The sequence below is a fragment of the Micromonospora sp. CPCC 205561 genome, from assembly GCF_036906775.1.
GTDB lineage: Bacteria > Actinomycetota > Actinomycetes > Mycobacteriales > Micromonosporaceae > Micromonospora.
In genome coordinates this window covers 1-12945 of sequence record NZ_JBAKHV010000048.1, presented here as the reverse complement: position 1 = coordinate 12945, position 12945 = coordinate 1, and the positions used below count along the sequence as shown (strand labels likewise).

At 74.9% G+C, this 12945-nt stretch carries 13 protein-coding genes; 9 read left to right on the top strand and 4 right to left on the bottom strand.

The features are described 5' to 3' along the window. Positions 1-35: 35 nt before the first annotated feature. Both V6V16_RS21870 and V6V16_RS21865 read right to left on the bottom strand, forming a co-directional pair. Positions 36-296, bottom strand: coding sequence for a hypothetical protein (locus tag V6V16_RS21870; RefSeq protein WP_334564828.1), 261 nt, complete (start codon positions 294-296; stop codon positions 36-38). 412 nt (positions 297-708) lie between these two features. Next, on the bottom strand, positions 709-1797 hold the full coding sequence (locus V6V16_RS21865) for a 3-deoxy-7-phosphoheptulonate synthase (RefSeq protein ID WP_334564826.1): 1089 nt from the start codon (positions 1795-1797) through the stop codon (positions 709-711). Positions 1798-2163: 366 nt separating this feature from the next. Between V6V16_RS21865 and V6V16_RS21860 the strand changes: the two genes are divergently transcribed. Then, complete coding sequence (locus V6V16_RS21860) at positions 2164-2379, top strand: hypothetical protein (RefSeq protein WP_334564824.1); 216 nt, start codon at positions 2164-2166, stop codon at positions 2377-2379. Here V6V16_RS21860 and V6V16_RS21855 read toward each other — a convergent pair. Continuing rightward, positions 2346-3086: a phosphodiesterase gene (locus V6V16_RS21855; protein ID WP_334564822.1), complete on the bottom strand. Its 741-nt coding sequence runs from the start codon at positions 3084-3086 to the stop codon at positions 2346-2348. The two genes, V6V16_RS21860 and V6V16_RS21855, sit on opposite strands and share 34 nt — an antisense overlap. Before the next feature lie 89 nt (positions 3087-3175). Between V6V16_RS21855 and V6V16_RS21850 the strand changes: the two genes are divergently transcribed. The 5 genes from V6V16_RS21850 to V6V16_RS21830 all read left to right on the top strand — a co-directional run bounded on the left by V6V16_RS21850 (position 3176) and on the right by V6V16_RS21830 (position 8182). Further along, on the top strand, positions 3176-4468 hold the full coding sequence (locus V6V16_RS21850; RefSeq protein WP_334564820.1) for a M16 family metallopeptidase: 1293 nt from the start codon (positions 3176-3178) through the stop codon (positions 4466-4468). Next, positions 4468-5814 (top strand): M16 family metallopeptidase, encoded by a 1347-nt coding sequence (locus tag V6V16_RS21845; protein WP_334564818.1) that lies wholly within the window; start codon positions 4468-4470, stop codon positions 5812-5814. Before V6V16_RS21850 ends, V6V16_RS21845 begins: the two co-directional genes overlap by 1 nt. Before the next feature lie 246 nt (positions 5815-6060). Continuing rightward, complete coding sequence (locus V6V16_RS21840; protein WP_334564817.1) at positions 6061-7086, top strand: aspartate-semialdehyde dehydrogenase; 1026 nt, start codon at positions 6061-6063, stop codon at positions 7084-7086. Between the two features lie 119 nt (positions 7087-7205). Then, on the top strand, positions 7206-7646 hold the full coding sequence (locus tag V6V16_RS21835) for a PPOX class F420-dependent oxidoreductase (protein WP_334564815.1): 441 nt from the start codon (positions 7206-7208) through the stop codon (positions 7644-7646). Between the two features lie 119 nt (positions 7647-7765). Next, on the top strand, positions 7766-8182 hold the full coding sequence (locus V6V16_RS21830; protein ID WP_334564813.1) for a CBS domain-containing protein: 417 nt from the start codon (positions 7766-7768) through the stop codon (positions 8180-8182). Positions 8183-8268: 86 nt separating this feature from the next. Here the strand turns inward: V6V16_RS21830 and V6V16_RS21825 are convergent, their stop codons facing one another. Further along, positions 8269-9375: a DNA glycosylase AlkZ-like family protein gene (locus tag V6V16_RS21825; RefSeq protein ID WP_334564812.1), complete on the bottom strand. Its 1107-nt coding sequence runs from the start codon at positions 9373-9375 to the stop codon at positions 8269-8271. Positions 9376-9521: 146 nt separating this feature from the next. Here V6V16_RS21825 and V6V16_RS21820 point away from each other — a divergent pair, with 146 nt between their 5' ends. The 3 genes from V6V16_RS21820 (at position 9522) to V6V16_RS21810 (ending at position 12858) form a co-directional block, all read left to right on the top strand. Further along, the gene (locus V6V16_RS21820) at positions 9522-9899 is read left to right on the top strand and encodes an SCP2 sterol-binding domain-containing protein (RefSeq protein WP_334564810.1); all 378 of its coding nucleotides are present in this window, start codon (positions 9522-9524) and stop codon (positions 9897-9899) included. After that, entirely contained in the window at positions 9899-11959 is a 2061-nt protein-coding gene (locus V6V16_RS21815; protein WP_334564809.1) for an amylo-alpha-1,6-glucosidase, read from the top strand. The genes V6V16_RS21820 and V6V16_RS21815 overlap by 1 nt, the downstream gene beginning before the upstream one ends. 140 nt (positions 11960-12099) lie before the next feature. Next, on the top strand, positions 12100-12858 hold the full coding sequence (locus V6V16_RS21810) for a lysophospholipid acyltransferase family protein (RefSeq protein WP_334564807.1): 759 nt from the start codon (positions 12100-12102) through the stop codon (positions 12856-12858). The last annotated feature ends 87 nt before the right edge of the window (positions 12859-12945 follow it).

Sequence of the window (12945 nt, the reverse complement as noted above, 5' to 3'; positions counted from 1 at the left end):
CGGGGCGGGTGGGCCGGCGGCCGGCGCTGCGGGGGTCAGGTCACCGATCCGCCGAGCAGGTCGGCCGCCTCGTCCACGGCGTACTCGCCCTCGGGCAGCGCGGAGATCCGGGTGAGCAGCCGCGCGGGAAGCTCCGCGGCGACCGCCCGGCGGTAGATGTCCGCCTGGCTGATCCGCTCCTGGCCGTGGTAGAGGTCCTCGAGCAGGTCGTCGAGGCGTCGGGCGTCCGGTTCCTCGGTCGCGGAGCCCTCTTCCTCGGTCGCGGGTACGTCGGTCACGGGTGCGTCGTCGGTCACGTCGGCTCAGCTACCCGAGTCCGAATCGGTCAAACTTCGCCCCCGCGCGGGCGGCGCCCTCGGCCGGCGCCGCCGTGCCCCGCACCGGCCCGGCTCCGGTCCGCGCCCCGGCGCGGGGGCGGGGCGTGACGGCGCTCACGGTCGGGGCCGGAACACCGGCGGGGGGTCGCCCGTTGAGTCAGGTGTCGGTGTGTCCAGTGTCCCCGGGCCTCACCAAATTGCCTTCGCGGAATACCGTCCGGCTGGAGCCGCGTCGTGCCACTCGCCGAGAGGCGACCTGCACACCGACACCGGCGCCGCCCCCGAGCCCACCAGGGCCCGGGGGCGGCGCTGTGCTGTCCGTGCCTCCCAGGGACCGGCCGGCTGGGCGCGGCCCGGTCGGGCGAAGCGCGTCCCGCCCGCCGCCGGCGTCTCAGGCGGGGGCGGGGGCCGGGGTGCGGCGGCGGGAGCGGACCGCGGCCGCCAGGTGGGTGAGGACCTCCTCGGTGCTGTCCCAGCCGATGCAGGCGTCGGTGACCGACTGGCCGTAGGTCAGCTCGCGGGTCGGGTCGAGGTCCTGGCGGCCGGGAAGCAGGAAGCTCTCCAGCATGATCCCGACGATCCCGCGCTGCCCGGCGTCGAGCTGCGCGGCCACGTCGGCCGCCACCCGCGGCTGGTTGCGGTGGTCCTTGCCGCTGTTGGCGTGGCTCGCGTCGATCACCACGCGCTCGGGGAGGCCGGCCGCCCGCAGCAGCGTCAGGGCGCCGGCCACCGACTCGGCGTCGTAGTTGGGCCGGCCGCCGCCGCCGCGCAGCACCAGGTGCCCGTCGGCGTTGCCCCTGGTGTGCAGGATCGCCGGGGTGCCCGAGACGTCGATGCCGGGGAAGACGTGCGGCACGCCGGCGGCCCGGATGGCGTCCACGGCGGTGCCGATGCTGCCGTCGGGGCGGTTCTTCATGCCGATCGGCATGGACAGCCCGGAGGCGAGCTGCCGGTGCACCTGGCTCTCCACCGTCCGCGCGCCGATCGCGCCCCACGCCACCGTGTCGGCGATGTACTGCGGGGTGATCGGGTCGAGGAACTCGCAGCCCACCGGGAGCCCCAGGCGGATCACGTCGAGCAGGAGCGCCCGGGCGGTACGCAGTCCGGTGTTGACGTCACCGGAACCGTCCAGCCCGGGATCGTTGATCAGGCCCTTCCAGCCGACCGTGGAGCGCGGCTTCTCGAAGTAGACCCGCATCACCACCAGCAGGTCGTCGGCCACCCGCTCGGCGGCGGCGGCGAGCCGGCGGGCGTATTCCAGGGCGGCGGCCGGGTCGTGCACCGAGCACGGGCCGACCACCACCAGGAGCCGGTCGTCGGCGCGGTCCAGCACCCGGCCGACCGCGCGCCGCCCGGCCAGCACGGCCGAGGCGAGGGTGTCGTCGAGGGGCAGTTCGTGGTGCAGCAGGGCGGGGGTGGTCAGCGGCACGACGCGGTCGATCCGCTGGTCGATGACCCGATGGGTTTCCGGGGTCGTCACGGTGGAAGTCCTTCCGCCGACCGTGCCCCGGGGCCGGTGCCCGGGTCGAGCCGGCTGCTCGTACGCAAAAGGCAGGAGCGAGAGCTCCTGCCCGGCCGGCTCGAATGTGGTGACGTCAGATCATGGAGAAGTCACCGGCGTGCGAGCCGGCTGCCTAAACCATCGATACGAACGCGTCACGCGGACCAGCGTACCCGACGGTGCGGGAAGGTCCACCCGGTCGTCGTAAAGCTCTCGGTCCGATTTTATCGCCGTCGATGAGCCCGGCGATAACTTCGGTGATGCTGACCGTGGCCCGCCGGGAGACGGCGCGAGGGGGCGGCGCCGGCCGCGTGGCGGAGCCGTCGGCGGGGTATGTGTGCGGTCATGAGTCACGAACAGAGCGACCAGGAACGGGTGGAGTCCCGCGCCCACCTGCTGCCCGAGGAGGCGGCGGTCGGCAGCGACGACCCCCAGGCGCAGGCGGAGGCCATCCTCGCCGAGTCCGACATCCGGGAGGAGGACCGCAACGCCGCGCCGGACACCGTGCTGGAGCAGCGCACCTCCGATCAGACGGTGACCCCCATCGAACCCCCCGACTGAGGCACGGCGCCCCGGGCCCGTCGCGAGCCCCGGTAGGTCTGCTCCCGCAGCCAGGCGATCGGGCCCACCGCCCGCAGCCCCGGCGGCAGGTTGCCGATCGGGTCGAAGGCCAGCGCGGCGTCCTCCCGGGCGCTGAGCTGGGCACCGAAGCCGACCTCTCCGAACGGCCGCCAGGGCCCGACGGCGGACGCGACCGCGAGCACCAGGCGCGGCGCGTCCGCCCGGGCCGCGGTGGCCACCTCGGCGAGGCTGCGTCCCAGGTCGGGGGAGTCCGGGTCGGCCAGCGCGGCCAGGAAGAGCCGCCGCCGCCCCGCCCGCAACGGCATGATCGTGCTGTACGTCCCGGCGAAGCGCCGCCGCGGCAGCGGCAGGTTCCGCAGCACGGGCGCCGCCCCGCTGGAGCTGACCAGGAGGTCGAAGGGGCGGCCGGAGTCCCGGTGCAGCCGCACGGCGAGCCCGAGCACGTCCGGCCAGCCCTCCGGCGTGGGCACCCCCCTGGAGAGCCGGACGGTCGCCGGGAAGCGCCCCGGGTCGTCCAGCAGCGGCACCCCGGTCGGCGGGCCGGGCGTGCCCCAGACGGTGACCTCGCCCACGAAGGAGCGGCCCGCGGGGTGCAGCAGGCGCGCCCGGCGGAGCCGGGTCAGGGCGGCGGTCGCGTGCTCGACCGCGACGGCGGCGCGGTCGGTCAGGCTGGCGGCAGGCGGCATCCCTCCCCGGTACCCGGCCACCGGCCGTCGATGCCTCGCCGCGTGCGGTGTGTCCCCTTCCGGCGCGCGTGATCGGATAGCGTCGTGCCATGCCCGACAGCGGTTACCCCTGGCCCATCGAGACGACCCGACTGGACAACGGCCTGCGTGTGGTGGTGAGTGAGGACCGCACCGCCCCCGCGGTGGCCGTCAACCTCTGGTACGACGTCGGCTCCCGGCACGAGCCCGAGGGGCAGACGGGCTTCGCCCACCTCTTCGAGCACCTGATGTTCGAGGGCTCGGTCAACGTGGCCAAGACCGAGCACATGAAGCTGGTGCAGGGCTCGGGCGGCTCGCTCAACGCCACCACCAACCCGGACCGCACCAACTACTTCGAGACCGTCCCGGCCGAGCACCTGGAACTGGCGCTGTGGCTGGAGGCGGACCGGATGGGCGGCCTCGTCCCCGCGCTGACCCAGGAGACGCTGGACAACCAGCGGGACGTGGTCAAGAACGAGCGGCGCCAGCGCTACGACAACGTGCCCTACGGCGACGCCTGGCTGCGGCTGCTGCCGCTGCTCTTCCCGCCCGGGCACCCCTACCACCATGCCACAATCGGCTCGATGGCCGACCTGAACGCCGCCGACCTGGCGACCTTCCAGGCGTTCCACGAGACGTACTACGCGCCGAACAACGCGGTCCTGACGGTGGTGGGCGACGCCTCGGCCGCCGAGGTGTTCGCGCTGGCCGACAAGTACTTCGGCGCGATCCCGCCCCGGGCGGACATCCCGCCGGCGCCGGACGGTCGGCACGTCCCGGCCACCGGCCGACCCGCCGTGGAGACGGTCACCGCCGAGGTGCCGGCGCCCCGCGTCTACGTGGCGCACCGCACCCACCCCTTCGGCAGCCCCGGCTACGACGTGGTGACCGTGCTCGCCACCGTGCTGGGCAGCGGCCGGGGCAGCCGCCTCTACCAGCGCCTCGCCGACGGCGAGCGGATCGCCCAGCCCGATCTCGTCGGTGCGTACGGGGTGGACCTGGCGCACGCCCCCGCGCCGCTGATCGCCACCGCCACGGCCCGCCCCGGCATCAGCGCCGATCGGCTGGCCGCCGGGCTGGCCGAGGTGGTCGACGAGCTGGCCACCGTCCCGGTCACCGCCGCCGAGCTGGACCGGGCCAAGTCACTGCTGAGCACCTCGTGGTGGCGGCAGATGTCCACGGTGGACGGCCGGGCGGACACGCTCGGGCGCTACGCCACCCAGTTCGGTGACCCGGCGAGGGCCGCCGGACGGCTGCCGGCCTGGCTCGCGGTGACCGCCGAGCAGATCGCCGAGGCCGCCGCCGAGGTGCTCGCCGCCGACGACCGGGTGACCCTGACCTACCTGCCCGAGGAGAAGCCCTGATGACGCTGATCACCGACCGTCCCGGGCCGGGCGTCGCCCGCCCCTACCGGTTCCCGCAGGTCGTCCGCCGCACGGTGGCCGGCGGTCAGGTGGTCGCCGCGCACCTGCCCGGGCAGAACCTGGCCATGGCGCTGCTGCTGCTCGACGCGGGCGCCGGCCGCGAGTCGACCGGCAAGGAGGGGCTCGGCGCGGTACTCGCCAAGGCGCTGGAGGAGGGGACCGCGCAGCGCGACGCGACGGCGTACGCGCTGGCGATCGAGGGGCTCGGCACCGAGCTGGTGACCGGGCTGGACTGGGATTCCTTCCAGGTCAGCGTGCAGGTGCCGGTGGAGCGGCTGAGCGCCGCCGTGGGGCTGCTCGCCGAGGCGGTACGCACCCCGAAGCTCGATCCGGACGACGTGCGGCGGGTCCGCGACGACGAGGCGACCGCGCTGCGGATGGACTGGGCCAATCCCGGCCCGCGCGCGGACGCGGCCCTGCGCGCCGACCTGTTCGGCGCGGAGAACCGCTGGGGCCGCCCCCTGTACGGCGACCCGGACTCGGTGGCCGCACTTGACGTGGAGGACGTCACCGTCTTCCACTCCGAGTGGTTCCTCCGCCCGGGCACCCTCGTCGTCGCCGGCGACCTGGACCGGCTCGACCTCGACGCCCTCGCCGCGACCGCGTTCGCCGGCACCGGCGGCGGGCCGGCCGACAAGGGCGGCCCGATCGAGGTGCCGACCCGCCCCGGCCGGCGGGTCATCCTGGTGGACCGTCCCGGCTCGGTGCAGTCCACGCTGCGGCTCGGCCACCCGTCGCCGCACCGCGCCCACCCCGACCACGTGCCGATGACGCTCGCCGGAACGGTGCTCGGCGGGGCGTTCACCTCCCGGCTCAACCACCTCATCCGCGAGGTGCGCGGCTACACGTACGGCATCCGCGGGGACTTCGCCTCGTCCCGCCGGTTCGGCCGGTTCGGGGTCAGCTCCGGGGTGCAGACGGCGGTCACCGTGCCGGCCCTGGTCGAGGCGGTCGGCGAGATCACCCGTACCCGCGACACGGGGGTGACCGAGGACGAGCTTGCGGTGGCGCGCTCCTGGCGTGCCGGGCAGCTCTCGGTGGAGTTGCAGAGCCCCCGGGCGATCGCCTCCGCGCTGACCACCCTTGTCGTGTACGACCTGCCGGACGACTACCACGCCCGGCTGCGGGAGTCGCTGCTCGCCGCCGAGGTCGCGGAGGTCTCCGCGGCGGCCGCCGCGCACCTGCGCCCGGAGGAACTGACCCTCGTGGTGGAGGGTGACGCCGCGGTGATCCGCGACGAGCTCGCCGCCGCCGGCCTGGGCGAGCTGGTCGAGCACGACTCCTGACCGGCCGGGGCGGTGTGATCTGGGTCGCGCCGCCCCCGCCCGGCGACGCCGCCGCGACGGGGCGACCGGCGTGGATGCTCCGGTGGGCCGCCCCGCCGGCCCGCGATTCTTGCGGAGAGGCGGGCCGTCCGGCGGTGTCGTTCCGTCCCGCACCGTGGCCCGGCCCGTCGGGGCCGCGGCCGGGCGGGCCCCGGCCGGTGGGAAAGCGTTCCCGCCGGGCCCCCGGCTCTGGGTAGCCTCGCGGGCATGAGGATCGGCATTGTGGGGGCCACCGGCCAGGTCGGTGGCGTGATGCGGCAGGTGCTGGCGGAGCGGGAGTTCCCGGCGGAGCAGGTGCGGTTGTTCGCCTCGGCCCGGTCGGCCGGGCGCACCCTGCCCTGGCGCGACGGCGAGGTGACCGTGGAGGACGCGGCCACCGCCGACTACTCCGGGCTCGACATCGTGCTCTTCTCCGCCGGCAAGGGCACCGCGAAGGAGCTCGCGCCCCGGGTCGCCGCCGCCGGTGCCGTCGTCATCGACAACTCCTCGGCGTTCCGGATGGACCCGCAGGTGCCGCTGGTCGTCGCCGAGGTCAACCCGCACGCCGCCGCCGTACGCCCCAAGGGGATCATCGCCAACCCGAACTGCACGACGATGGCCGCGATGCCCGTACTGCGCCCGCTGCACGCGGAGGCGGAACTGGTCAGCCTGGTCGTCTCGACCTACCAGGCGGTCTCCGGCGCCGGCCTGGCCGGCGTCGCCGAGCTGGACGAGCAGGTCCGCAAGGTCGCCGAGCACGCCACCGGTCTCGCCTTCGACGGCGCGGCGGTGGAGTTCCCGGCGCCCCGCGCGTTCGCCCAGCCGATCGCGTTCAACGTGCTCCCGCTCGCCGGCTCGATCGTCGACGACGGCAGCTTCGAGACGGACGAGGAGCAGAAGCTGCGCAACGAGAGCCGCAGGATCCTGGAGCTCCCCGGGCTGCGGGTCTCCGGCACCTGCGTCCGAGTGCCCGTCTTCACCGGCCACTCCCTCCAGATCAACGCCCGGTTCGCCCGCCCGATCACGCCGCAGCGGGCCCGCGAGCTGCTCGACGGCGCGCCCGGCGTGGCGCTCGCCGACGTGCCGACCCCCCTGCGGGCCGCCGGTCAGGACCCGACCTTCGTCGGCCGGCTCCGCGCCGACGAGACGGTCGACCACGGCCTCGCGCTGTTCTGCTCCAACGACAACCTGCGCAAGGGCGCCGCGCTCAACGCGGTGCAGCTCGCCGAGCTGGTCGCCGCCGAGCGCCGCTGACCGACGCGTCCGCCGGGCCCCCGCCGACCGCGGCGGGGGCCCGGCGCGTCGGCGTACGGGGCGGATGGGCACCCGCCGTGGTTCGATGGGAACGCGTGACCGGTCGAGCGGAGGTTGCCGTGGCGGACGACGAGACCCAGCGGGCGTTGACGGAGCTGATCGCCGGCCGCCGGTTGGGGGTGCTGGCCACGCTCCGGCGCGACGGGCGCCCGCAGCTCTCCACCGTGGTCTACGCCTTCGACCGCGGGTCGGCGCTGATCCGGGTCTCGGTGACCGACGGCCGGGCCAAGACCGCGAACCTGCGCCGGGACCCGCGCGCCTCCTTCCACGTGAGCAGTGCCGACGGCTGGGCGTACGCGGTGGCGGAGGCGCGCGCCGAGCTGACGCCCGTGGCCGCCGACCCGGACGACGCGACCGTGGCGGAACTCGTCGACCTCTACCGGGCGATCCAGGGCGAGCACCCCGACTGGGCCGACTACCGGCGGGCGATGGTCGCCGAGGGGCGCCTCGTGCTCCGGCTGCGCGTCGAGCGCCTCTACGGCATCCCGCCGCGCGGCTGACGCCGGCCACCCCGCGGCGCTCGACAGCCCGGGCGGCCCTCGCGCGGGCGACGCGAGCCCGCGTTACCCCGTCCGGTCGGCGGGTAGACGGGGCGTGCCGACACCGAGAGGGGAGCACCATGACAACGGTCGGAGAGTTCATGACGACCCGGTTGGTGACGATGGACGGCAACGACACGCTGATCGCCGCCGCCCAGGAGATGCGGGACAGCGCCATCGGCGACGTGGTGGTGACCGACGGCGACGACGTCGTCGGCATCGTGACGGACCGGGACATCACGGTCCGGGGCGTGGCAGAGAACATGGATCCGAACTCGACCCCGCTCCACCAGATCACCAGCAAGGACGTCATCACCGTGAGCCAGTACGACGACGCGGTGGCCGCCGCGGACCTGATGCGGACCTACGCCGTGCGCCGGCTGCCGGTGATCGACGACGGGCGCCTGGTCGGCCTGGTCTCGATGGGCGACCTCGCCGTGGAGCGGGAGCCGCAGTCCGTGCTCGCGGACATCAGCGCCGACGATCCGAACAACTGACCCGTCCGCCGCGGCGCGCCGGCTCCCCGCGCGGGCGGGAGCCGGCGTGGCGGGCCGCCGGGTGCCGGGGGCGACCCGGCACGCGGTCAGTCCGCCGACACGGTGACCCGGACGTCGCCGGCGCCCCGGGCGACCGCCACCCCGGCGGCCTCCGCCTCGACCTCCCGGCGCGCCCGGCCCGACAGCGCGCCCCACGGCGTGACGCTCACCTCCAGCACGCCCCGGCCGCCCTGCTTCGCGCGCCAGGTGCCGGCCACGTCGCCGTCCACGAGCAGCGCCCCGGGTCTGCCGATCACCCGCCAGAGCTGGGGCTGGCGCGCCCGCTGCGGAACCAGCACGTCGCGGTCGCGGGCCTGGAGGAACGGGTCGCCGGGCGGCAGCAGCCGGACCCCCGGCAGGGGCCGGGCCTCGCGCAGCGCGTCGAGCCGCTCCGCCGGCAGCCACGCCCGCCGGCCGTCCACCCGCACCTCGACCAGCCCCTGCGGCCACACGGGCCGCAGCGCCGTGGCGGTGGTGCCGAGGAAACCCGCGACGTCCGCCGTCGACGCCGGCCCGAGCAGCCGCAGGCAGGTCAGCACCAGGGCGCCGGTGCCCGCCGCCTCGGCCGGCGGACCGGGCCAGCCCGGCAGCGGCGCGAGCGTCGTCGCCCGCCCGGAGACCTCCAGGCGTACGCCTCCGGCGAGGCCGGCCTGCTGGAAGAGCGCGCCGGAGACGTGCCGCGAGCCGCACGGACCGCAGTCGTAGGTCAGCTCCGCCGGCACCCGGTCGCTCACCGCGCGGCTCGCCTCGCCGCGCGCCGTGGGCGCGGTCACCACGGCGGAGAAGGCGCGCGCCGCGGCCCGGAACGCGGCCAGCCCCTGCTTCGCGCCGTCGCGGATCTGCCCGGCGATGCGGCGGGTGGCGTCGGCGTCGCTGAGCGGCCAGAGGGCGGCGGCCAGCGTGGGCAGCGCGGCCCGTCGGTGCAGGTGCGGCGCGCCGCGCATCGACCAGACCAGCTCCAGCCGGTCGTCGTCGACGTCGGTCACGCCCCGCGCCGCGAGCGCCAGCCGCGCGGAACCGTGCGGCGTGTCCTGCACGCCCAGCTCCGCCACGGCCAGTTCCGCCGGCCGCAACGCCGGACGGTGCAGCTCCTGCGCGGCCGCCCGGTAGGCGAGGACCCGCCCCCGGTCGACCCGCGGTCCGTCGCCCGCCATGCCACTCCCGTCGTAGAACGATCCGTCCGGAGGCTACCGCCGGGGTGCGACGCGCCGGGCGGGCGACTCACCCGATCCGGGCGAGATTGGCCCGGCGCCGGCGGGGGACCCCGGTCGGGACCCAACCGACGGGAGGAGTGGACCCGATGGCGGACGCGACCACGAGGTTCTTCGAGGGCCTCGACCGGCGGGGGTACGACCCACTGCTGGCGAAGTCCTCCGGGACCCTGCGCCTGGACCTGCACGAGGGCGCGCAGACGACGCACTGGCTGCTGCGCATCGACCAGGGCCGGCTCCAGGTGAGCCAGGAGGACCAGGAGGCCGACACCGTGGTGGGCACCAGCCCCGGCCTCTTCGAGGACCTCGCCGCCGGCCGGGAGCACGGGGTGGCGGCGCTGCTGCGGGGGGACATGACGGTGACCGGTGACCTCCGGCTGGTGGTGCAGTTGGAGCGGCTCTTCCCGAGCCACCCCGACGCCCGGGGACCGCGCCGCCACTTCGAGGCGCAGCAGGAGGTGCGGTGATGGCGCAGAGCAACACGATCCGGATCCTGGACGGCAGCACCTTCGTCGTGTCGCAGGACACCGGCGACATCGAGGGGACGCCCAGCGAGCCGACCGGCTTCTTCTCCCTGGACACCCGGTACCTGTCGACCTGGGTGCTGACCGTCGACGGAGAGCGGCTCACCCCGCTCTCGTACGACGACCTCCAGTACTACGAGGCCCGCTTCTTCCTGGTGCCGGGCATGGCGACGCACTACGTCGACGCGAAGCTGTCGATCGTCCGGGAGCGGGCGGTGGGGGGCAGCTTCCGGGAGACGATCACCATCCTGAACCACGACGAGAAGCCGGTCGACCTGGAGATCAGGATGGCCGCGGGCGCCGACTTCGCCGACCTGTTCCAGATCAAGGACGAGATCCTGAACAAGAAGGGCGAGCTCTACACCGAGGTGGAGGCCGACCGGCTACGGCTGGGCTACCGGCGGGGCAACTTCATCCGGGAGACGGCCATCTGCGCGTCCCCGCCGGCCCGGTACGACCGCGACGGCTTCTCCTACACCATCCACCTCGAACCCAACGAGCGGTGGGAGACCCAGATCGACGTCAAGACCCTGGCGCTCTCCCCGGGTGGCCGGGACCTGCGGATGGGGCTGCGGGCGCACAGCACCGAGCGGCTCGCCCTCAAGCACGACCTGGACGAGTGGATGGCCCGGGCCCCCAAGGTGAACAGCCAGCACGAGGACCTGGCGAGGACGTACCGGCGCAGCATGATCGACCTGGCCGCGCTGCGCTTCTCGCCGCTCTCCCTCGGCGGGGCGTCGCTGCCGGCCGCCGGGCTGCCCTGGTTCATGACCATGTTCGGTCGGGACAGCCTCCTGACCTGCCTGCAGACGCTGCCGTTCACCCCGGAGCTGTCGAAGACCACGCTGCGGATCCTGGCCTCGCTCCAGGGCACCCGGTTCGACGACTTCCGGGACGAGGACCCCGGCCGGATCCTGCACGAGATGCGCTACGGCGAGACCGCCGCCTTCGAGGAGCAGCCGCACTCGCCGTACTACGGGTCGGTGGACGCCACCCCGCTGTTCATCGTCCTGCTCGACGAGTACGAGCGGTGGAGCGGCGACTCGGCTCTGGTCAAGGAGCTGGAACGGGAGTGCCGGGCCGCGCTGGCGTGGATCGACGGCTACGCCGACCTGGTCGGCACCGGCTACATCTGGTACGAGCGGCGCAACTCCGACACGGGCCTGGAGAACCAGTGCTGGAAGGACTCCTGGGACTCCATCTCCTACCGCGACGGCAAGCTGCCGCCGTTCCCCCGGGCCAGCTGCGAGGTGCAGGGGTACGCGTACGACGCGAAGGTGCGCGCCGCCCGGCTGGCCCGCGAGTTCTGGGGCGACCCGGACTTCGCCGACCGGCTGGAGCGGGAGGCGGCGGCGCTCAAGGAGCGGTTCAACCGGGACTTCTGGGTGCGCGACGGCGAGTACTACGCCCTGGCCCTGGACCCGGAGGGCCGCCAGTGCGACGTCCTGAGCTCCAACATCGGCCACCTGCTCTGGAGCGGGATCGTCGACCCCGACCGGGCCGAGAAGATCGCGCAGCACCTGGTCGGGCCCCGGCTCTTCACCGGCTGGGGGGTGCGGACGCTGGCCGAGGGCGAGGTCCGCTACAACCCGATCGGCTACCACAACGGCACGATCTGGCCGTTCGACAACTCGTTCATCGCCTGGGGGCTGCGCCGGTACGGCTTCGCCGAGGAGGCGGCGGCCGTCGCCAGCGGCATCCTCGACGCGGCCAGCTACTTCCAGGGACGACTGCCGGAGGCGTTCGGGGGTTACCCCCGCGAGCTGACCAAGTTCCCGGTGGAGTACCCGACGGCGTGCAGCCCGCAGGCCTGGTCGACCGGGACGCCGCTGCTGCTGCTGCGTACGATGCTCGGCCTGGAGCCGCACGAGGGGCACCTCGCGGTGGAGCCACGGCTGCCGATCGGGATGGGTCGGATCGAGGTGCTGGACATCCCGGGCCGGTGGGGCCGGGTCGACGCGTTCGCGCGCGGCCGGCTCGACATGGACCGGCTCACCGACTGACCGCGGGCGCGCCCGTCCGCGCGGCACGGGCCGGGGTCGGCCGCACGGTCCCCGCGGCCACGGGGAGCGTGCCGGGCCCCGGCCCGTACCGGGCGTGGCGGGCAGGGATGGAGTCCAGGCTGGCAGGGTAAGTTCGCGCCATGCCGGAACTCGTGTACCCGCCCGTCATCGCCGCCGCCAAGACGATGTTCCGGGTCCTGGACCTGAAGATCACCGTCGAGGGTGCCCACCACGTGCCGCGTACCGGCGGGGCGGTGCTGGCCAGCAACCACGTCAGCTACCTCGACTTCATCTTCTGCGGCCTGGGCGCCGACCCGGCGAAGCGGCTGGTGCGTTTCATGGCCAAGAAGTCGGTCTTCACGCACAAGGTGTCCGGCCCGTTGATGCGCGGCATGCGACACATCCCGGTGGACCGCCGGGCCGGCGCCGGGTCCTACGCGACGGCGGTCAGCGCGCTGCGGCGCGGCGAGGTGGTCGGCGTCTTTCCCGAGGCGACGATCAGCCGCTCGTTCACGGTGAAGGAGCTGAAGAGCGGGACCACCCGGATGGCGGCCGAGGCCGGCGTGCCGGTGCTGCCGGTGGCGCTATGGGGCACCCAGCGGCTCTGGACGAAGGGCCGGCCGCGCACCCTGAACCGCCGGCACACCCCGATCACCATCCTGGTGGGGGAGCCGATGGACCCGGCCTCCTACCCGGACGCCAACGCGATGACCGCCGACCTCAAGACGCGGCTCACCGCCCTGGTCGAGAGGGCCCAGCGCGAGTACCCGGACAAGCCTGCCGGCCCCGACGACAGCTGGTGGCTCCCGGCGCACCTGGGCGGCACCGCCCCCACGCTGGAGGAGGCCGCCGAACTGGAGGTACGCCGCCGGGCCGCGACGGTCAACCCCGACGCCTGACGGGCGGCCCCGGGCGACCCCGGCGCCCGCCGGCCCTGGCGGCCACGGGCCGCGGCGGCCACGGGCCGCGGGCCGGCGCCGGGGGCG